Raw genomic sequence first — 21,620 nt, forward strand, 5'->3', positions numbered from 1 at the left:
ATTGCTTACTCGGTTTTAAAAATCCGCATCCTTCGTTTGAATCGTTCCGGATTAGGCAAAGATAGAATCTATCGGAATAGATTAAGAGGAAGCGGAGGCCAAAAACGATGAAGCAAATTTTGATCATTACAGATGGATGCTCTAACGTAGGTGTTAGCCCCGTTATGGCGGCTGCCCAGGCTTTGCGGGAGGGTATTACAGTGAACGTCGCCGGAGTTATAGACTATGGAACGATTGGCGAGCTTGGGAGCGCAGAGATTCAGGAGATTGCTAAAGCAGGGGGTGGGTTTAGCCAAATCGTTGGTACGAAGCAGTTGGCGCAAACCATGCAAATGATGACGCGCAAAACGGTGGTTCAAACGATTCAGCAGGCGGTTAATAGAGAGTTAACGCACATTTTAGGTGAGGGCGGTGCCCGGCATATCGGCGAACTGCCTCCAGCCAAACGAGCTCAGGTGGTAGAGGTAATGGATGAACTGACAGAAACAAGCCCTCTGGAAATTGCCTTGCTCATTGATGCAAGTGCAAGCATGAAGCCCAAGCTGCCTGCTGTAGAGGACAGTATCCGCGATTTAATGCTCAGCTTACAGTCCAGAAGCGGACTCAGTCGTATATCTGTATTTCATTTCCCAGGCGGACGAATGGGAGAAGACGCAGTTATGGATATCGGATGGACCTCTGAGCTGGACCAGATCAAATCGATATTTGGACGCTTGCGGATGAAAGGAGCGACACCGACAGGACCAGCCATTTTACAAGTGATTGATTATTACCGATATGTTACACTAGGGGAACAGAAAGATCTGGAAGAATCCTATGGCAAAGGAGAAGGGATGCTCGGTGACTACGTCGTCTGATCCCGTTCTTGCACCCGGAACGGTCATCAAGGGCAAGTGGAAGCGGAGCAGCTATGTCATTCAGCGCTTGCTGGGCCGGGGGGCGAACGGAACTGTATATTTGGTAAAAGAAGCACAGGCCGATCGGCAATTTGCTCTCAAAATGGGAAGAAACACGCTAGATTTGCAATCGGAGATTAATGTGCTGACCACATTACAGTCTCAAGGGACACAAGCTGCCCTCCAGCGGAATGGAAATCCTTCCTTTTTGTTTGAGGTGGATGATGTAGTGTTACGCAATGGGGAGATCCCCTTTTATGTTATGCGGTATGTTAAGGGAGATCCGCTTCATAAATTTGTGGCAGCCAAAGGGTCGGAGTGGTATGGTGTGGCTGGAACTGGCATACTGAATCGTCTGGCCGATCTCCATCAGGCAGGATGGGTGTTTGGCGATCTGAAACCTCAGAATATATTGGTCAATGCCTATGGAGAGGCTGAGTTGATTGATTATGGTGGAGTGTCTCTTGCAGGTCGGAGTGTTAAACAATTTACAGAATGGTACGACAGGGGATTCTGGAATGCGGGTAGTCGAAATGCTGATCCCCAGTACGACCTGTTTGCCTTTGCTCTCCTAACCATTCATATATTGGAGAGCGAATCGCTAAAGGTAGCTGCGAGCAGGCTGCCACAGCTACGTAACACGGCAGAATTGACAGTTATCATCCGTCGCAGCCGTATATTGCGCCCCTACGCCGAATGGCTGCTGGGTGCTGTGCGTGGAGAATATTCCGATACTCGTGTGGCAGCCCGAGCATGGTCGCGTCTGGCTTCCGCACATGTCAGGCAATCGTCTGTCAAAAGAGGAAATCCACGCTGGCTGGGATATGCTTTTACGGTATCGCTTTTGCTGCTTGCCGGAGCGCTCTGGATTGCGTTAAGGTAGCAGCATGACTTACATAAGATTACAGAGATCATTATCTTTACGGTCGGGAGAAAAGAGGGTCGTGAATGGGAACAACAAAACCGACCGGTGTTGTACAGGAAGTGCTCGCTTTGGCGCGAGAACATTCACTGTGGAACCCCGGAGACCGCATTGTGGTTGCTGTATCCGGTGGGCCGGATTCGGTGGCCCTTTTGCACATTTTACATGAAATATCCGTTATACATATGCCATTACAACTCGTCTGCGCACATGTTCATCATGGTTTCCGGCCAGAGGAATCGGATGTGGAGGCTGAAGAGGTACACAAATTTGCCCGAAAGCTCAATCTTCCATTTGAAATGATTCGGGTTGATGCACCAGCTTATATGAAGGAGAGCAGCAAGGGCCCTCAGGAGGCAGCCCGTGAGTTGCGGTACAGCTTCTTACATGAGACAGCTGCGAAGTGGGAGGCACAGCATATTGCAATGGCTCACCATGGCGATGATCAAGCTGAAACAGTTCTCTTGCACTTGCTGCGCGGTAGCGGACCTGCGGGTTTGGCGGGTATGCGTTTGGCGCGGAAGGAAAAAAATGTGCAACTCATTCGCCCGCTGCTTCGTATGTACAAGGCTGACTTGATTGCGTATTGCAACTTTTATGGTCTTTCCTATGTGACAGACAGCACTAATTTATCATTTAAATATCGTCGTAATGCTATCCGCATGGATGTGCTCCCTTTTTTGGGGCAATATAATGAGCAACTGACACCGTCCCTGAATCGGTTGGCCGAGACGATGGCTGACGAAAATGATTTTATGGAGACAGCTACACTGTCGGCATACGAGAAAATGGTGCATTTCAATAATGGCAGGTACATGTTTTCCATCGCTTCATACCGCCAGCTATCCGTTGCTTTACAACGGAGGTTGATTAAACTAATATTAAATTATCTGCCTTCGGACAGTGGAAATTTTGATTTTCGTAAAATTGAGACCGTTCGACTAAGACTTCTCCAAGAGACATCCTCTACATGGAGCTTGGACTTGGGCGGCGGTGCGGTTGGAGTCCGCGAATATGACCAGGCGGTTTTGTTTGACCGTACGCAAGTCGTTATGGGCGAATGGGGCTATGGACTGAGCGTATTGCCTATTTCCGGTGAGCTTGAGTTGCCTGAAGCAGGGGGTATACTCCGGTGGCGAAGAGCTTCCTATTGGGACAGAAACCGTCCAGTGAATGAGGAAGAAGCGTGGTTCGACGCAGATCAATTGACTCTGCCGTTGACTGTACGCTCGCGATTACCTGGAGATACCATGTATGTAATGGGATTAAAGGGGAGAAAAAAGGTTAAAGATATTTTTATTGATGAAAAAATACCTCCTTTAATGCGTTCCGCTATTCCCATCGTCTGCGACCACTCTGGAGCTGTTCTCTGGATTCCGGGCGTACGGCGTTCTGTACATGCTGCGGTGCAAAAGCACACGTCTTCGGTTATATATATGTCATGGCAAAGACGAGAGAGTCCGGGGCACCGGTAATTGCGCAGGAACGGCTTTCATAGTATAAACTTAGGAGGTTTACACCGTTGCAAAATGATATTCAGGAAGTATTGATCAGTGAAGAAGAAATCCAGAGTAAAATCAAGGAATTGGCCGCACAGCTTAGCGTGAAATATGAAGGGAAAAATCCATTGGTGATTTGCGTGCTGAAGGGTGCGTTTATTTTTATGGCAGATTTGGTTAAAGCTATTACGGTGCCGTTGGAACTTGATTTTATGGCTGTATCTAGCTATGGAGTATCTACCAAATCATCAGGCGTCGTTAAAATCATCAAAGATTTGGATGCTTCAGTAGAAGGACGCGATGTTCTGATTGTCGAAGATATTATCGACAGTGGTCTGACGCTGACACATTTGATTGAATTGCTTAAGAATCGTAATGCCAATTCGGTATGTGTCGTAACTTTGTTCGACAAGCCTGCGCGCCGGACCGTTAATCTTGAGGCTGACTATACCGGATTTACACTTCCGGATGCGTTTGTTGTCGGCTATGGTCTGGACTATGCCGAGCATTACCGGAACCTCCCATACATAGGGATTTTGAAGCCGGAAATCTACACCAGCTAATCTCAGCCTCCAGTCCTAGGACTAAATAGGGTCCTTTGTTGAGAAGGGCTTACAGGCTATGGTAAAATAACTTAAGTGTCTCGAGAGGAGGTAGGGGATGAATCGGTTCATCCGGAATTCTGGTTTTTATTTGATTCTTTTTTTAGTTGTGGTGGGTATCGTTCAGTTTGTTAGCAACAGTAACGAAGCCTCCGATCTCCCTAGATATGACCAATTACGGCAAGAGGTTAAAGCTAATAACATCTCTAAAGTAACGGTCCAATTTGACGGTTACGCCTATCTTGTAACCGGTGCATATAAGAAGCAGCCGGCTAATGCTAAATCAACCAATTTTTCCGTATACGTTCCGCCAACGGATCAAGCACTAAGTGAACTGGTGAATGCCAGCGAAGCGAACGGGTTTGAATACGTACAGAAGAAAATGGAAGGCGAAAGCATTTGGCTGACATTTTTGACTTCTATCATTCCTTTGGTGATCATGTTCCTGTTGTTTTTCTTCCTGTTTAATCAGGCACAGGGCGGTGGCGGCAAAGTAATGAACTTTGGCAAGAGCAAAGCCCGTCTGTATAACGAAGAGAAGAAGAAGGTTACCTTCGAAGACGTAGCAGGGGCTGACGAAGAGAAGCAAGAGCTTGTCGAAGTCGTAGAATTCTTGAAGGACCCACGTAAGTTTGCAGCTGTGGGCGCCCGTATTCCAAAAGGTGTCCTGTTAGTGGGCCCTCCGGGTACAGGTAAAACACTCTTGGCGAGAGCTGTTGCAGGTGAGGCCGGAGTGCCGTTTTTCAGCATCTCGGGTTCTGACTTTGTAGAAATGTTCGTCGGGGTCGGTGCTTCCCGTGTTCGCGATTTGTTCGAGAATGCGAAGAAGAACGCACCTTGTATCATTTTCATTGATGAAATTGATGCCGTTGGACGTCAACGTGGCGCCGGATTGGGTGGCGGACATGATGAACGTGAACAAACGCTCAACCAATTGCTCGTAGAAATGGATGGATTCGGCGCAAACGAAGGCATCATCATCGTTGCTGCTACTAACCGTCCGGATATTCTAGATCCAGCCTTGCTTCGTCCGGGACGTTTTGACCGTCAAATTACGGTTGACCGTCCAGATGTTAAAGGCCGCGAAGCGGTATTGCATGTACATGCACGCAACAAACCATTAACGAAGGATGTTAAATTGGACGTTATCGCGAAGCGTACAACAGGCTTTACGGGCGCTGATCTGGAAAATCTGTTGAACGAAGCAGCCTTGCTGGCGGCTCGCCGCAACCGCAGAGATATTTCGATGCGAGAAGTAGATGAAGCGATCGACCGTGTTATCGTAGGTACTGAAAAACGCAGCCGCGTCATCAGTGACCGCGAGAAACGAATTGTTGCTTATCATGAAGCAGGTCATACGATTATCGGTTACTTCCTGGAAAATGCCGATATGGTTCACAAGGTAACCATCATTCCACGTGGACGTGCAGGCGGATATGTCATCATGCTTCCGAAGGAAGACCGCATGCTGACAACGAAGCAGGAATTGCTGGATAAAATCACTGGATTGTTGGGTGGACGTGTTTCCGAGGAGCTGTTTATTGGTGAGATCGGAACGGGAGCCTATAGTGACTTCCAACAAGCGACAAGCATTGCGCGTAGCATGATCGTGGAATACGGTATGAGTGAGAAGCTCGGTCCGATGCAGTTCGGAACTTCCCAAGGTCAAGTATTCCTTGGACGGGACATCGGTCATGAGCAGAACTACAGTGACCAGATCGCTTATCAGATTGACCAGGAGATGAATCGCTTCATCACTGACTCTTATGAGCGTGCTAGAGAACTCCTGACGAAGTATTCCAAAGAGGTTCACTTGATCGCTCAAACTTTGCTGGAAGAAGAAACTCTGGAGCTTGAACAAATCAAACGTTTGATCGAGACAGGTTCTTTGGACGGCAATACGAATGAGGGAGAAGGAACACCAGAAAACGGTGAGCCTGTGATCGACAACATCGGAGATGTCCGTGTACGTATTCAAGGCAAGGATGAGGAGCCTAAGAATACAACGGATCAACCGAACGATATCCCTAATCTGCAAAAACCTGAGGATGATAACAATTCAGGCAATTCGGGCGGTACTCCACCGACAACAACCTGATCATCGGATGGATAGCTGAAAAAGCATATATGTAAGCTTCGGGAAACCAGATCCTATTGGTTTTCCGGAGCTTTTTTAGATATGGGAGATTATTGCTAACGTGATTTGACAGACACCGGAACGTTGTGTACATTTATTGTTAAATAAACGGCTGTCGCATACTTAGCTTAAAAGGACAACAGCCGCTGCAATCGACTTTCTATCATTTTGAACATATTCCGTGAGCGCATACTGTACAACTATGGTGTGCGCTATTCTTCTGTGAAATCAGGTGAAGGCATGATTCCAAGGTATCTAGTTGATTTTGATGTAGCGGGATTGAACCAATTGGAAGCTGACGTCTTAATTATCGGCTCTGGCATTGCGGGCTTATATACGGCGATTAAGGCTGCGGAGAATCGGAAAGTACTGCTGATTACCAAGAAAAGTTTAATGGAAAGCAACACTCGTTATGCTCAAGGAGGCATTGCTGCTGTCACATCAGACGAGGACTCACCGGCTTATCATATGGAAGATACTCTGATTGCTGGTGCAGGTCTATGTGAACCCGAGGCGGTCAGAGCACTTGTGCATGAGGGTCCAGACGGTATTCAAGAGTTAATACGGTTGGGAACGGCCTTTGATCGCGTGGGTGGTGAACTAGCGCTGACACGAGAAGGGGCGCATAGTCATCGACGCATTTTGCATGCAAATGGAGATGCCACCGGTTATGAAGTCGTGCGTGCCTTGTCACAGCAGGTTGCTGCTCATCCCGGTATTGAGGTGTGGGAAGAGTGTATGGTCATCGACCTGCTGACTGAGCATGGGGAGTGTATTGGGGCCCTCGTCCAAATGCCAGATGGAGAAAGGTCGTATATCACTGCAAATGCAACAATTTTGTGCTCAGGAGGTAGCGGACAATTATACCGTTATACGACTAACCCGGAGATCGCAACTGGGGACGGTATTGCTATGGCATATCGCGCTGGCGCGATTGTACGGGATATGGAATTCATACAGTTTCATCCTACGGCGTTATGCCATCCGGGCGCTCCAAGGTTTCTTATTTCCGAAGCTGTACGGGGAGAAGGGGCCGTGTTACGCAACATTCATGGCGAACGCTTTATGGACAAATATGATTCTCGGCAGGAGCTTGCACCCAGAGATATCGTAGCTCGTGCAATCATCCATGAGATGGAACGCACCCAATCTACGTTTGTATACCTGGATATTACACACGAACCGCCTGAGCGGGTAAAGCAACGTTTTCCAACGATTTATCAGACATGTCTGTCATACGGCTTGGATATGACGACAGGCTGGCTTCCCATTGCTCCTGCGGCCCATTATATGATGGGTGGTATCCAGACCAATCTATACGGGGAAAGCTCCATTGGGCGTTTGTACGCCTGTGGCGAGACTTCTTCCACAGGTGTCCACGGCGCTAATCGTCTGGCGAGCAATTCGTTATCAGAGGCTATTGTGTTCGCCAACAGGATTACCGAGCGACTGCCATCATTGCCGCCGCTGGTTGGACATACTTTGATATCTTACAGCGATAACCGTGCAGAGTATCAGGCTTCAACCGTCGTGGAACGGCGGCATAAGCTGCAAGAAACGATGGTTCATTATGCTGGTGTTCGTCGGCATAGAGACGGCCTGCAAGCGGCTTTAGAAGAGCTGCACGGGCAAGTGCCTGTGTTTCAGACTGTGATCGCCAGTCGGGAAGAAATCGAATTTGCCAATTTGCTTACCTGTGCTTTATTAGTAGTAGATGGTGCACTGCTGCGGGAGGAGAGTCGCGGGGCGCACTATCGTGAGGACTTCCCTGAGACAGATGATTGCGTGTGGCGAAAGCATGTCCAGCAGCGACGTGAGCAAGGGATAACGGAGGAGAGCATTCATGACATCTAACAGCGAGCTTTATGGAGAGTTTAGCGGATATCAGGAAGAGCTGACAGCACAAATTCGCAGCTGGCTGCGAGAAGATACAGGTTCCGGTGATGTGACCACACGCTGGACGATTGAGCCGGGCCACCAGTCTAAGGCTGTCATTCATGCCAAGGAGAGTGGCGTGATTGCCGGTTTACCCGTCGCTGAACTTGTATTTCGAGTAGTAGACCCTTCCTTGTCGTTCACTCCGCTAGTGACTGATGGCCAGTGGATTGAAAAGGGAACCGTTCTGGCAGAGGTGAATGGGAGTACTCATGCCATTTTGACCGGGGAGCGATTGGCGTTAAATTTACTCCAGCGGATGTCCGGAATTGCCACACGGACGCGGAGTTTTATAGATCAATTGCAGGGACTTCCCACACGCTTGGTGGACACGCGCAAAACAACGCCGGGACATCGCCTGTTGGAGAAGTATGCTGTGCGTGTAGGCGGCGGCTCAAATCATCGTTTTGGTCTGTACGATGCTGTTATGATTAAGGACAATCATATTAAGGGCGCGGGTGGGATTGCACAAGCGGTGAGCCGAGCGCGCGCGCACATCCCGCATACGATGACGATTGAAGTAGAGACGGAAAACATGACGCAAGTCCAGGAGGCTCTGGAAGCTGGGGCAGATATTATTATGCTGGATAACATGTCCGTCCCGGATATGAAGAAAGCCGTTCGCTTCATTCGTGAGCAAGCTCCACACGTCAAAACAGAAGCCTCAGGCAATGTATCGCTGGATACAGTGCGTGGGATGGCTGAAAGTGGCGTAGATGTGATTTCTGTAGGCAGGCTGACATACTCATTTCATAACCTGGATATCAGCCTTGACCTTAACGCAAAGAAAGATAGGTGACACCCATTGATTCTTGTAGTGGATGTAGGTAATACCAATATTGTTCTGGGGATGTATGAAGGGCGCGAGCTGCTGCATCACTACCGGATCAGCACTTCCAGACAGGCAACCGCCGATGAATACGGCGTACTCATACATAATCTTTTTAGTATGGGCGGCGTATTAATGGATGACATCCAGGGAGTTATTATTTCCTCTGTCGTTCCGCCGTTGGTCCGGGTATTAGAGGGAATGTGCGATAAATATATAGGCAAAACGCCGCTGATCGTTGGACCGGGAATCAAGACCGGTCTTAACCTGCGTTATGAGAATCCGCGCGAAGTAGGTGCGGATCGGATCGTGAACGCTGTTGCGGCTGTAGAACGGTTCGGCGGGCCGCTTGTTGTAGTGGATTTTGGAACAGCAACGACGTTTGATTGTATTGATGACAAGGGAAACTATCTGGGTGGAGTCATTGTGCCGGGTATCGGCATTTCGACGGAGGCACTGTATCAACGGGCCTCCAAACTCCCTCGTATCGAGCTGGAGAAACCCAAAAAGGTTATTGGTCGGAATACGGTCCATGCAATGCAGGCCGGGATTATTTTCGGTTATGCTGGACAAGTCGATGGCATTGTGAGACGCATTAAGGAAGAAATGCAGGCGGAACCCACGGTTATTGCTACCGGAGGCCTTGCAGAGCTGATCGCATCAGAGACGGAAAGCATTCAGGAAGTGCTGCCGATGTTGACGCTCGAAGGATTACGCATCATTTACCAACGTAACGCTGAATAAAAAGTAGAACCAAGCTGCCGCTGAGTCGAACCGATGATTTTATCGGTTTGGATTAGCGGCGTTTTTCGTCTATACTGAAATATGTTACGTTTTTGAACAATTCGCGTGATCTGTTGATGCAGGTTGTTTATATAGTAGGAAATGATGCTTCAAGGATGAGGAAATACTAATGAAAATAAGCAGCATAGCTGCCTTGGATTATAGGGAGGATATCAATTATGGAAAATAAGCAGGATCGACTTATTCGCGGCACCGCCATGGATGGAAGGGTTAGAGCCTTTGCGGTTCGGACAACTCAATTGGTAGAGGAACTGCGGAGAAGACACGATACTTATCCTACAGCAACCGCTGCATTGGGACGAACCCTCACAGCGGGTGCAATTATGGGTTCTATGCTAAAAGGCAATGAACGACTGACCATTCAAGTCAAAGGCGATGGACCAATTGGACAAATTGTCGTTGATGCCAACGCTGTAGGGGAAGTGCGGGGTTATGTCACTGAACCACATGTGCATTTGCCAAGCAATAGTATGGGCAAACTGGATGTAGCGGGTGCCGTAGGTACAGAGGGATTCATTCATATTATCAAGGATCTGGGGCTAAAAGAACCGTACCGCGGCAGTATTCCGATTATTTCTGGCGAACTCGGTGAGGATTTTACCTATTATTTTGCCAAATCCGAACAGACTCCGTCAGCGGTCGGTCTGGGTGTGCTGGTAGATACGGATAACTCCGTTATTGTGGCTGGCGGGTTTATTATTCAGTTGCTTCCAGGCCTGAGTGATGATGAGATTACTGCCATTGAAAATGCAGTCGGCTCCATTCCACCCGTTACTGCTCTGCTGGATCAAGGGTTGGAGCTTGAAGAAATGCTGCGTTGGATGCTGCCGGACGTTCGTGTTCTTGATGAAATGGATATTCATTTCCAATGTGAATGCTCACGCGAGCGTGTGGAAAAAACATTGATCAGCTTGGGAGAAAGTGAATTAAAGCAATTAATTGAGGAAGAAGGACAGGCTGAGGTCGTGTGTCACTTTTGTAATGAGGCTTATCAGTTTAATAAGGATGAATTGCAAAATCTGTTGGATCAAGCTAAGGCCTAACCGGATGGGCGGTGCAAGCGATGACTACACGGGAAAAAGGATTATGGACAGCTGTCATTATTCTGACCGTTAGCGTCGCCGCCTTGGGTGGTCTTATCATGCTTCGGGGGCTGTTAAAGCCGGGTGATGTAAGCAAGGATGACGGCGATCATATTGTGGCGGAGATGGGTCAGGAAGGCATATCGGAGGAACAGTGGGTAGCGGAACTGAAAAAGCGATATGGAACGAATACGCTGTTGCAAATGTTGAATCGTAAAGCCGTGCAGGCTGAAACCAAGCGTCTCGGTATCAAGATCACCCAAGAGGATTTACAGCAGGTGCTGGAGCAGGATAGTAAAGGGTACGACTCAGAACAAACCTACTTTGAGGAGATGCAGCAACAGTTTGGCTTAGATCCGGTTGATTTGCGAAATGAAGCGGAGTACCGGATTGGCCTGGAGAAAATAGCTACCGAAGGTATTCAGGTTGAGGAATCCCAGATTGACGAGTATTGGGAACAGCACCCTGAGGAATTTGCCGCTGGTAAGGAGATCAAACTGGCAGCCCTTTATGTGGCTAAAGCGGAGGAAGCAGAGGCGTTGCTGGATCGGGTCAAGCAAGGAGAAAGTTTCGACACGCTGCTTCGAGAGCATTCAGGTTCAGGTAACCCTCTCGGCGAAGATCATAGCGGACAGCTGGGATGGGTGGATGAATTTGATCCATTTCAACCGGAGGCGGTCATGAAGGCGGCGAGAGAACTAAGCTCCGGGGACGTTGCAGGTCCCATCTCCCTAAACGATGGCTATGCGGTCATTTATGTACAGGATGTCAGACTCAAGAACTCCCCGGACAAGCAGCAGATTCGTCAGCAGATTCGCCGATCTCTTGCACTAGCACAAGCCGCTCCTTTGGAAGAGGTCGAGAAGAGTCTGCGTGATAAATATGGAGCGCGTATTTTATCTGGGAAAGAGGCGTCTTCTGCTTCTCTCTAACATCGTAAAAGAAGCTTGCTTTGAAGGAAACAGGTGCGTGATAACGTGGGTAAATAGCATTTCAGCTTATTTACTTGTATTGACATTGGAATTGAAGATTGTTATGATTAGCGTATAAAACCAACTATTTTTATCGGAAATTAAATGAACGACATAAAACGAACAATGATTTACCTAGAGTCATCCGCTATATGATTTCGCAATTTTTAATATATCATCTACAGTCAGGGAGGAATTATCATGGCTAAAGTTGTTAATAACATCACCGACCTTATCGGAGAAACGCCCCTCGTTCGCCTCAACCGGATCGTACCGGAGGATAGCGCTGAAATTTATCTGAAACTGGAATATCAGAACCCAGGCTCCAGTGTAAAAGACCGTATTGCGATTAGTATGGTGGAAGAAGCTGAGCGTGAAGGTCTGCTTAAACCGGGCGGTACCATTATTGAAGCAACTAGCGGTAACACTGGAATCGGCTTGGCAATGGTTGCTGCTGCGAAGGGGTATAAAGCCGTAATTGTTATGCCAGAAACGATGAGTATAGAGCGTCGTAATTTGTTGCGTGCTTACGGAGCCGAGCTTGTGTTAACACCAGGCTCAGAAGGTATGAACGGATCTGTTAAGAAAATGGAAGAACTGTTGAGCGAGAATCCGGAATATTTCGCTGCCGAGCAGTTCAAGAATAAAGCCAATATCAAAATTCACCGTGAAACAACGGGTCCTGAGATCGTAGAAGCAATTCGTTCCATTGGCGGTACTCTGGACGCTTTTGTAGCAGGCATAGGTACTGGCGGAACCATTTCTGGTGCCGGAGAAGTGCTTAAGAAGGAATTTCCTGATATTAAAATTGTGGCTGTGGAGCCTGCTTCTTCACCATTGCTGGCAGGCGGCAAGCCAGGACCTCACAAAATTCAAGGACTGGGTGCCAACTTTATTCCTGAAATTTTAAACCGCGACATCTATGATGAAATTTTCCATGTAGAAAATGATGAAGCTTTCGAGGTAGCACGTAGAGTTGCCAAGGAAGAGGGCATTTTGTCCGGTATTTCATCCGGTGCAGCTGTTCACGCAGCTTTGAAACTTGCTAAGCAATTGGGCAAGGGCAAACGGATTGTTGTCATTATTCCAAGTAATGGCGAACGTTACCTGAGTACACCACTATACAATTTCGAGCTGTAATTATGCCGTAATTGTGTATACTATACGTAAGGAGTCCCTCATTTCCCTGTAACCAGGGGATGGGGGTCTCTTTGTAAGGAAAAGAATGCAGACTTTTGGCAAAGTAAGGGAAGGGGCAGCACACACAGATGAAATTGACAGCTAGAGTGACGGAAGCGCAGTGGCAGGCTTGGCAGAAGGAAGACTGGAGCATGCTGCCCTATATTGCTGAGTACTCATTAACCGTTAGCGGCTTACCGTCATCGTGGCGGAAGGCTTGGGAGGACTCGTCACCATATGCCTTCTTGCTAGAGAGCGCCAAGGGTGGAAGGTATACTTATCTGTCCTTGAATCCGGTTGCTGTATTGGAAGGCAAGGGGGAGCATGCAGTCTGGACTGATCTGCAAAGCGGGGAGCATGTTGATATACATGGACAACCTTTGACAGTCATGAACGATTGGATCTCCTCTTACCGTGCGCCACGTGTACCTGGTATACCTTTTTTCTCTGGGGGATTTGTGGGCTACCTGGGCTACGATGTAGCCCGCTCGTTGGAGCGTTTGCCCAATCAAGCTGCAGACGATACAGATATACCTGACTATGTATGGATGCGGGTGAATGAGTTATGGATTTATGATCACGAAGCATCATGCTTATATTGTGCTGTTCATATGCCTAATCCTGCCCACTCTTGTAACCTCAGCATTCAGACTGATTTGGCGAATGAGACTATGTTAGATGAAACCGCACCTATACTTGGCAAGCTTTATGCGGAAGCGGCCCAACGTGCAGAACACATGCTGACTCAGTGGAATAACATCATACACGCAGGAGAGACTGATCCAGCTTATCCTCATCGTTGCGCTCGACTATCCGAAGCAGGATTAGAGGCTGTTCTTCAAGAATCTAAAGGCTGGAAAACAGCTTTCAGCCAACAGGACTTTGAACATGCCGTGAAACGTGTGCAGGAATATATTGCCCAAGGGGATGTATTTCAGGTGAACTTGTCGATTCGCCAGCAACGTACGCTTACAGCCCTTCCTGAGCATATATATGAATGGCTTCGTTTATTGAATCCATCCCCTTATATGGGGATGCTGCGTATGTCAGATTTGCGGATTGTCAGTGGCTCACCGGAATTGCTGGTGAAGCTGGAGGATGGACGTGTGAGCGCCCGACCTATTGCAGGTACGAGAAGAAGGGGGCTGACACCGGATGAAGATGCTGCTATGGCAGCAGAGCTTCTTTCCAGCGAAAAAGAACGTGCCGAACATATTATGCTCGTCGATCTGGAGCGTAACGATATCGGACGGATTGCTGAATACGGGTCGGTGCATGTCCCTGAATTGCTGACTGTCGAATACTATTCGCACGTGATGCATTTGGTTTCTCAGGTCGAGGGAAAGTTAGCCCCGGGTCGTACAGCTATAGACGTAATTGCCGCTACCTTTCCTGGCGGAACTATTACAGGAGCACCCAAGGTGCGCACCATGGAAATCATTGAAGAATTAGAGCCCGTCCGACGAGGGCCCTACACGGGGTCCCTTGGATGGATTGACTATAATGGTAATATGGAATTAAATATTATAATAAGAACACTGGCTGTTAAGGGCAACATTGCCTACTTACAGACGGGTGCGGGTATCGTCATTGATTCAGACCCGTACAGGGAATATCGGGAGTGTCGGAACAAGGCCAGAGCTGTCATGAAGGCGGTACAATGTGGCGAAGAAGAAGCCGCTTTGAGCAGGAGCGGTATCACAGGAGGGTGAGTCGTATGATTTTGGTGATTGATAATTATGATTCGTTTACGTACAATCTTGTGCAATATCTGGGTGAACTTGGGGAAGAAGTGACCGTGAAACGGAACGATGAGATCGATGTGAAAGGCATAGAAGAGCTTGCACCAGAGCATATTTTGATCTCGCCGGGTCCATGCACGCCGAATGAGGCGGGAATATCGCTGGATGTGATCAACCATTTTAAAGGCCGGATTCCGATTTTCGGCGTGTGTCTCGGTCATCAGGCCATCGGACAGGCATTTGGGGGTAAGGTTATCCGCGCTGATCGGCTCATGCATGGTAAGACATCACCGATTCTCCATCACAATACTTCAGTATTTGAGGGCTTGCCTTCTCCGTTCACAGCAACCCGGTATCACTCATTGCTGGTAGAGCGCGAGAGTCTGCCTGAATGTCTAGAGATTACCGCTGAAACTGCAGAGGGCGAAATTATGGGGTTACGGCACAAGGAATTTGCTGTAGAGGGAGTTCAGTTCCATCCCGAATCCATCATTACCGACTACGGGCATCAATTGTTGCGCAATTTTCTTAAACGCAAGGTAGGCGTCTGATTTATGAAATATATCGGAGTTAACGGCGTCCTCACGGAAGCCGCAAAAGCCGTGATTCACGTTAGTGATCACGGCTTTTTATACGGTATGGGCTTGTTTGAAACATTCCGTACCTATAAAGGTGTTCCATTTTTGCTGGATCGGCATCTGCATCGACTGAAGGAAGGCTGCCAAATGCTCGGCATTCCTTTTCAACCGGATGGGGAGCAGCTTACGAAACATATCCAGCATCTGATGGCGGCAAATGGGCTGGATGAAGCCTATATCCGCTACACTGTATCAGCGGGTGAAGAGGCTCTAGGCTTGCCATCCGGTGACTATACGCGGCCCAACCATATTTTGTTCGCCAAGCCGCTGCCTTCTACAAATACTCAAACCGGGCAATCCTCAGCGCCGTCGGCGCTTCAGTTGCTGCGAACCCCTAGAAATACTCCGGAGGGTGAGGTTCGATTAAAGTCGCTCCATTATATGAATAATATTTTTGCGAAGCGGGAACTTCAGCAGTATGTCGAGGCTGTTCGTTATAAGGCTGAAGGAATGATGCTTACGGCCAATGGTTTTCTGGCAGAGGGAATAGTCAGTAATCTGTTTTTTGTGCGAAACAATACGCTGTATACTCCTGACTTGTCTACTGGAATTTTGCCAGGTATTACTCGTGAGTTTATTTTGGAGCTTGCGCATTTGCGAGATATTCCATGTGAGCAAGGGCTATACCATTGGGACGAGCTGAAACAGGCTGATGAAATTTTTATGACCAACTCTATACAAGAAATACGACCCGTGAATTTATTATTGGAGCCGGGGGGAATAGCGATCCATTTATCGGCTCCCTTAGCAGAGACCGAGTCCATAACGGCTTTGCTGTTGCACGATTATAGGCAGAAAGCAGGGATGAAGTGAATATACCAACTCTTTATGAACGCAGCTATCAAATGGGGGAGGCCGAGCTTACACTCGGACATTCTACCCAGATTATGGGCATTCTCAACGTAACCCCAGATTCATTTTCTGATGGAGGATTGCATTATAATTCAGAGATTGCTGTTTTGCATGCGTTGAAGCTCGTGGAGGATGGAGCGAATATCATTGATATTGGCGGGGAGTCCACTCGCCCGGGTCATGAACCAGTAGGTGTGGAAGAGGAACTGACTCGGGTCATTCCCGTTGTCCAGGCGATCCATCGAATTGCACCGCACATCCCGTTATCTGTGGATACTTACAAAGCCGAAGTAGCCAGGCAGGCGCTTGAAGCAGGCGCACACATTATCAATGATGTGTGGGGGTTTAAGGCAGATCCCGATATGGCACGTGTAGCAGCGGAATTTGATTGTCCGGTCATTTTGATGCATAACCGTCATGACCGTAACTATACCGATTTGGTTTCTGATATGCTGTCCGATTTAAAAGAAAGTATCCAGTTAGCACTGGACGCAGGGGTGCGTAAGGAGCAGATCATTTTAGACCCAGGCATCGGTTTTGCCAAAGATTATAATGAAAATATTCATGCCATGACTTCTCTCGATACATTGAGCCAACTGGGGTATCCGCTGTTATTGGCTACATCGCGCAAAAGGTTTATCCGTACAGCACTGGATTTGCCTGTGAATGATGTGGTGGAGGGCACTGCGGCCACCGTCGCCTTTGGCATTGCCCAAGGGTGTCAGATTGTGCGTGTGCACGATGTGGCACAGATCAAGCGCACTGTGCGTATGTGTGATGCGATGGTGTACGGGTCTAAAAATCCACTGAGTTATGGTGGGTAAAGCCCGCTTCACACATCCTTTGATTCTACGATCGCTGTTGCAACGGTATTCTTTGAATTAGTAAAACATATGACTGTAAGAATCCCGTTACAAAGGCGAGCGCTATGTACATCTTTAGTTGAGCTTATTTAGAGAAAATCAAAAAACAGGGGGCTATCCAAGATGGATAAAATGAAATTGCATCGCATGGAGTATTACGGATATCATGGCGTTTTCCCGGAGGAGCGTAAGCTGGGACAGCGTTTTTATATAGACTTGGAGCTGGAGCTTGATCTGCGTGAGGCGGGTGAGCAGGATGCTTTGGACAAAACGGTTAATTATGCTGAGGTGCATTACACCGTGAAGGATATTGTAGAAAAGGAATCTTACCAATTGATTGAAGCTTTGGGCGAACGTATTGCATCTTCCCTACTGGACACTTATACTAGTGTCAATGCACTGACTGTCAAAGTGACGAAGCCGCATCCGCCGTTTGATATTCATTTTCAGGGTGTGACGGTTGAGCTTTATCGCGCAAGAAAGTAGGAACGATACATGAATGCACATTCGACCTCTGAGGCATCAGAGGCTTATATTGCTTTAGGGGCTAATTTGGGGGAGCGTGAGCATACCCTGTATAAAGCCATTACCGCACTGGACGAACATCCAGCGATACGAGTGCTGCGCTGCTCCAGCCTGTATGAAACAGAGCCTGTTGGCTATCTGGATCAGCCTTCTTTTTTGAACATGACGGTAGCCGTCTCTACAACACTTGCTCCAGAGGAGCTTTTGGTTTATATGCTGGAGGTGGAGAGTCTTCTGGGGAGGGTAAGGCATATTCCTAACGGTCCACGAACCATTGATCTGGACTTGTTGTGGATGGAAGCGGCACAACTGGCTACGCCAGATTTGGAACTTCCTCATCCTCGTATGTTGGAGCGTGCTTTTGTGCTGGTTCCTTTGGCTGACATTGTTCCGAGCCAAGATTCGTCCGGTCTGTACAGTATCGTGCATACAGCATTGAATTCTGTGGATGGAAAGGACGGCATACAGCTTTGGAAAACTTGCAGCTGGCGCAACGACTCCGCGCCTTTCGGAAGCTAAAAGGGTTCACCCAGCAGGAGTTGGCAAACCGAACCGGCATATCTTTGACTGTATTAGGTGCTGTGGAGCGAGGTAATCGTACAGTAGACGCAGATATGCTGAACATCATCGCCCAAACGCTAGAGATTGAAGTCCGGGAATTGACGGATTAACGATAAGTATACGATATAAAAGAAGGAATAAAGGGGGGAATAGATATGTTGAAAATCGGCGATATTGAAATGAAAAACCAAGTCGTCCTGGCACCGATGGCAGGCGTGTGCAACCCTGCTTTTCGCTTGATTGCCAAGGAATTCGGTACAGGCTTGGTATGTGCAGAGATGGTTAGTGATAAGGCCATCATTCACGGCAACAAGCGTACACGTGAGATGCTGTTTGTAGATGAACGTGAGAAGCCGCTTAGCTTGCAAATTTTCGGAGGCGACCGCAAATCTTTGGTGGAAGCAGCGAAAGTCGTAGACCAGGAAACGAATGCAGATATTATTGACATTAATATGGGCTGCCCGGTTCCCAAAGTGACCAAATGTGATGCAGGTGCTCGGTGGCTGCTTGATCCAAACAAGATTTATGAGATGGTATCAGCAGTAGTAGAATCGGTAAGCAAGCCAGTTACCGTGAAAATGCGTATCGGTTGGGATAGCGAGCATATTTACGCTGTAGAGAATGCCCGCGCTGTTGAACGTGCCGGAGGCAAGGCTGTCAGCGTCCATGGTCGTACACGGGAGCAACTGTATACGGGGCATGCGAATTGGGATATTATAAGGGAAGTTAAAGAAGCGGTATCTATTCCTGTAATTGGGAATGGTGATGTGGTAACACCGGAAGATGCCCGCCGTATGCTGGATTTGACCCATTGTGATGGCGTTATGATTGGACGCGGGGCGTTGGGGAATCCATGGATGCTGTACCGTACGATTGAGTATTTGCAGACAGGTAAGCTGTTGCCCGATCCATCCCCAGAAGAAAAAATCCGTATTGCCATTCTGCATATGGACCGTCTGGTGGCGTTGAAAGGCGAAGCAGTAGCTGTGCGTGAAATGCGTAAGCATCTGGCTTGGTACCTCAAGGGGATCAAAGGTTCTGCACGTATTAAGGATGTAATTATGGAAGAAACAAAGCGTGACGATATGGTACGTATATTGGAACAGTTTGTATCGCATTTGCACATGGTGGAAAATGAAGGGCTTTCAACAGACGCTGCTTTTCCTGCGACTGTTGCGCAATAAGGAAGCTGTTCCGACTTGTGCACGCGATTGACTTTTCCAATTGCTTGCCCTATAATCGTTCAGTATAAAATCTTGATGTATACTACAATTTGTATGCAGCTCTCAAGACAACAGCAGGAAATGTTCTCATTCCCTCAGAGTGGCATATTATGTTTTGAAAGCGTGCATTCCGATGCACTTTTAAACTTTTCCCATGACAGGAGAATCGGTTGAGATGAGCGATAAAGAAGTCATTCTGACACAGGAAGGCCTTAGAAAGCTCGAAGATGAGCTTGAGAACTTAAAGTCTGTCAAACGCCGCGAAGTGGCTGAACGGATTAAGGTAGCCATCGGATACGGAGATATTAGTGAAAACTCCGAATATGAGGATGCGAAAAATGAACAGGCCTTTATTGAAGGCCGTATCATTACGTTGGAAAAAATGCTGCGCAATGCCCGTATTATCAATAGCGATGAAATTGACACCGATGTTGTGGGAGTAGGGGCAACGGTAACTGTTGAAGACTTGGAATTCGGGGATATTACAGAATACGCTATCGTAGGTTCTGCCGAATCTGACCCGCTCCAAAACAAGATCTCCAATGAAAGTCCGGTTGGCAAGGCAATTCTCGGTAAGAAAAAAGGAACTGTTGTAGATGTAACCGTTCCAGCAGGTGTTATTCAATATAAAATCGTGGATATCAAGAAATAAAACACGGACGTTGGAATTTAATGTAAAAGCTTCCTTGTGGAAGCTTTTTTTCTCTACACCCGAGACGGACCCCGGCCCGTCTATTCATATGAAGGAGCTGATTTAGCACCATGTCGGATGAAACTACTAACCAGGAACTACAGGAAAATCGCGAGGAATTAAGTGAACTATTGCAAATTCGTCGTGCCAAATTGGACGAGCTTCGCTCATTGGGCATTGATCCTTTTGGACGCAAATACATACGCACGGATGAAGCGGGCGTACTACTGAGCAAGTATGACAGCTTGACCAAGGAAGAACTGGAAGAAAAAAATATTGAAGTTAGCATAGCAGGCCGCATTATGGCCAAACGAGTAATGGGGAAAGCCAGCTTTGCTCATATACAGGATCTTAGCGGGCGTATTCAAATTTATGTTCGTCAAGATACTGTACCTGAAGCCAATTATAAAGCATTTGGTATTTTGGATCTCGGCGATATTGTTGGTGTTAAGGGCGTGCTCTTTAAGACCAAGACAGGTGAAACGACGATCAAAGTATTGGATATTGAGGTTTTGTCCAAATCCCTGTACCCATTACCGGAGAAATACCATGGTCTGAAAGACGTTGAATTGCGTTATCGTCAGCGTTACGTAGATCTGATTATGAACCCAGAAGTACAAAAAACGTTCATCACACGGTCTCGTATTATTCAATCCATGCGTCGTTATCTGGATTCGCTCGGTTACTTGGAAGTTGAAACTCCAACGTTGCACGCCATTGCTGGTGGAGCGGCGGCGAAGCCATTTATTACACACCACAATGCATTGGACACGCAGCTTTATATGCGTATTGCTATTGAGCTTCATTTAAAACGGTTAATTGTTGGCGGAATGGAGAAAGTATATGAGATCGGGCGTGTATACCGTAACGAAGGTGTATCGACCCGTCATAACCCTGAGTTTACGTTGATCGAGCTATATGAGGCATATGCTGATTATAAAGATATCATGCAATTGACGGAAAACTTGATTGCACATATTGCGCAGGAAGTACTGGGCACACAGCACATTCAGTATCAAGGACAGGAAGTGGATTTGACGCCACAATGGCGCAGAGTTTCCATGGTCGATGCTGTTAAAGAAGTGACAGGCGTAGACTTTAGTGTGCAAATGAGTAATGAAGAAGCTCATCGCCTTGCAAAAGAGCATAAAGTTCCGGTTGAACCGCACATGACATTTGGCCATATTTTGAATGCATTCTTTGAGCATTTTGTAGAGGAAACGCTCATTCAGCCAACCTTTATTACTGGGCACCCGGTTGAAATTTCGCCGTTGGCCAAGAAAAATGAGCAAGATCCGCGTTTTACGGATCGCTTCGAGCTGTTCGTGGTCGCTCGCGAGCATGCGAATGCGTTCACTGAGCTGAATGATCCAATTGACCAGCGCCAACGTTTTGAAGCCCAATTGCTGGAACGTGAGCATGGCAATGATGAGGCTCATGAAATGGATGATGACTTTATCCGCGCCTTGGAATATGGTATGCCGCCAACAGGTGGGCTGGGCATCGGCATCGACCGTTTGGTTATGTTGCTGACAGATGCGCCTTCCATTCGCGATGTGCTGCTTTTCCCGCATATGCGTAACCGTACAGTAGAATAACATAACATTATGAATATAGAGGATCAGCCGGGGTTCCCGTGTCTTGTTCCTCTTTTTCATAAGAACGGATG

Annotated in this window: 21 protein-coding genes; all 21 read left to right on the forward strand. The window is 47.7% G+C overall.

Annotated features, from left to right (window positions below; all coding sequences use genetic code 11):
• The first annotated feature begins 107 nt into the window (after nt 1-107).
• The 21 genes from FKV70_RS23555 to lysS all read left to right on the forward strand — a co-directional run bounded on the left by FKV70_RS23555 (nt 108) and on the right by lysS (nt 21,549).
• The gene (locus FKV70_RS23555; RefSeq protein ID WP_142614733.1) at nt 108-857 is read left to right on the forward strand and encodes a vWA domain-containing protein; all 750 of its coding nucleotides are present in this window, start codon (nt 108-110) and stop codon (nt 855-857) included.
• Nucleotides 841-1,779, forward strand: coding sequence for a protein kinase domain-containing protein (locus FKV70_RS23560; RefSeq protein ID WP_142614752.1), 939 nt, complete (start codon nt 841-843; stop codon nt 1,777-1,779). The genes FKV70_RS23555 and FKV70_RS23560 overlap by 17 nt, the downstream gene beginning before the upstream one ends.
• Nucleotides 1,780-1,844: 65 nt before the next feature.
• On the forward strand, nt 1,845-3,293 hold the full coding sequence (gene tilS, locus FKV70_RS23565; protein ID WP_142614734.1) for a tRNA lysidine(34) synthetase TilS: 1,449 nt from the start codon (nt 1,845-1,847) through the stop codon (nt 3,291-3,293).
• 47 nt (nt 3,294-3,340) lie between these two features.
• The gene (hpt, locus tag FKV70_RS23570) at nt 3,341-3,880 is read left to right on the forward strand and encodes a hypoxanthine phosphoribosyltransferase (RefSeq protein WP_142614735.1); all 540 of its coding nucleotides are present in this window, start codon (nt 3,341-3,343) and stop codon (nt 3,878-3,880) included.
• Between the two features lie 97 nt (nt 3,881-3,977).
• A complete protein-coding gene (ftsH, locus tag FKV70_RS23575; RefSeq protein ID WP_063208377.1) occupies nt 3,978-6,017 on the forward strand; it encodes an ATP-dependent zinc metalloprotease FtsH in 2,040 nt (679 codons plus the stop codon).
• A gap of 279 nt (nt 6,018-6,296) precedes the next feature.
• Nucleotides 6,297-7,910, forward strand: a complete 1,614-nt coding sequence (gene nadB / locus FKV70_RS23580; protein ID WP_142614736.1) for an L-aspartate oxidase — start codon at nt 6,297-6,299, stop codon at nt 7,908-7,910.
• Entirely contained in the window at nt 7,900-8,790 is an 891-nt protein-coding gene (nadC, locus tag FKV70_RS23585; RefSeq protein ID WP_142614737.1) for a carboxylating nicotinate-nucleotide diphosphorylase, read from the forward strand. The genes nadB and nadC overlap by 11 nt, the downstream gene beginning before the upstream one ends.
• A 6-nt stretch (nt 8,791-8,796) precedes the next feature.
• Nucleotides 8,797-9,564: a type III pantothenate kinase gene (locus tag FKV70_RS23590; protein ID WP_142614738.1), complete on the forward strand. Its 768-nt coding sequence runs from the start codon at nt 8,797-8,799 to the stop codon at nt 9,562-9,564.
• Between the two features lie 218 nt (nt 9,565-9,782).
• Nucleotides 9,783-10,667 carry an Hsp33 family molecular chaperone HslO gene (hslO, locus tag FKV70_RS23595; RefSeq protein ID WP_142614739.1) on the forward strand — a complete coding sequence of 295 codons (885 nt, stop codon included), beginning with the start codon at nt 9,783-9,785 and terminating at the stop codon, nt 10,665-10,667.
• A gap of 20 nt (nt 10,668-10,687) precedes the next feature.
• Nucleotides 10,688-11,638, forward strand: a complete 951-nt coding sequence (locus FKV70_RS23600; protein WP_142614740.1) for a peptidyl-prolyl cis-trans isomerase — start codon at nt 10,688-10,690, stop codon at nt 11,636-11,638.
• A 240-nt stretch (nt 11,639-11,878) separates the two neighbouring features.
• Nucleotides 11,879-12,817: a cysteine synthase A gene (gene cysK / locus FKV70_RS23605; RefSeq protein WP_063208388.1), complete on the forward strand. Its 939-nt coding sequence runs from the start codon at nt 11,879-11,881 to the stop codon at nt 12,815-12,817.
• A gap of 128 nt (nt 12,818-12,945) precedes the next feature.
• Nucleotides 12,946-14,568, forward strand: coding sequence for an anthranilate synthase component I family protein (locus tag FKV70_RS23610; protein ID WP_142614741.1), 1,623 nt, complete (start codon nt 12,946-12,948; stop codon nt 14,566-14,568).
• 5 nt (nt 14,569-14,573) lie between these two features.
• Nucleotides 14,574-15,149, forward strand: a complete 576-nt coding sequence (gene pabA, locus FKV70_RS23615; RefSeq protein ID WP_063208392.1) for an aminodeoxychorismate/anthranilate synthase component II — start codon at nt 14,574-14,576, stop codon at nt 15,147-15,149.
• Between the two features lie 3 nt (nt 15,150-15,152).
• Entirely contained in the window at nt 15,153-16,049 is an 897-nt protein-coding gene (locus FKV70_RS23620) for an aminotransferase class IV (protein WP_142614742.1), read from the forward strand.
• Nucleotides 16,046-16,912, forward strand: coding sequence for a dihydropteroate synthase (gene folP / locus FKV70_RS23625; RefSeq protein WP_142614743.1), 867 nt, complete (start codon nt 16,046-16,048; stop codon nt 16,910-16,912). Before FKV70_RS23620 ends, folP begins: the two co-directional genes overlap by 4 nt.
• A gap of 162 nt (nt 16,913-17,074) precedes the next feature.
• A complete protein-coding gene (folB, locus tag FKV70_RS23630) occupies nt 17,075-17,437 on the forward strand; it encodes a dihydroneopterin aldolase (RefSeq protein ID WP_063208398.1) in 363 nt (120 codons plus the stop codon).
• Nucleotides 17,438-17,446: 9 nt separating this feature from the next.
• Nucleotides 17,447-17,995 (forward strand): 2-amino-4-hydroxy-6-hydroxymethyldihydropteridine diphosphokinase, encoded by a 549-nt coding sequence (gene folK, locus FKV70_RS23635; RefSeq protein WP_142614744.1) that lies wholly within the window; start codon nt 17,447-17,449, stop codon nt 17,993-17,995.
• Nucleotides 17,947-18,147: a helix-turn-helix domain-containing protein gene (locus tag FKV70_RS23640; RefSeq protein WP_063208402.1), complete on the forward strand. Its 201-nt coding sequence runs from the start codon at nt 17,947-17,949 to the stop codon at nt 18,145-18,147. The genes folK and FKV70_RS23640 overlap by 49 nt, the downstream gene beginning before the upstream one ends.
• 45 nt (nt 18,148-18,192) lie before the next feature.
• A complete protein-coding gene (gene dusB / locus FKV70_RS23645; RefSeq protein ID WP_142614745.1) occupies nt 18,193-19,221 on the forward strand; it encodes a tRNA dihydrouridine synthase DusB in 1,029 nt (342 codons plus the stop codon).
• Nucleotides 19,222-19,435: 214 nt separating this feature from the next.
• Nucleotides 19,436-19,912, forward strand: coding sequence for a transcription elongation factor GreA (gene greA, locus FKV70_RS23650; protein WP_007428055.1), 477 nt, complete (start codon nt 19,436-19,438; stop codon nt 19,910-19,912).
• 110 nt (nt 19,913-20,022) lie between these two features.
• Nucleotides 20,023-21,549 carry a lysine--tRNA ligase gene (lysS, locus tag FKV70_RS23655; RefSeq protein ID WP_063208406.1) on the forward strand — a complete coding sequence of 509 codons (1,527 nt, stop codon included), beginning with the start codon at nt 20,023-20,025 and terminating at the stop codon, nt 21,547-21,549.
• Nucleotides 21,550-21,620 lie beyond the last annotated feature (71 nt).

It is taken from the genome of Paenibacillus ottowii, assembly GCF_006874425.1.
GTDB lineage: Bacteria > Bacillota > Bacilli > Paenibacillales > Paenibacillaceae > Paenibacillus > Paenibacillus ottowii.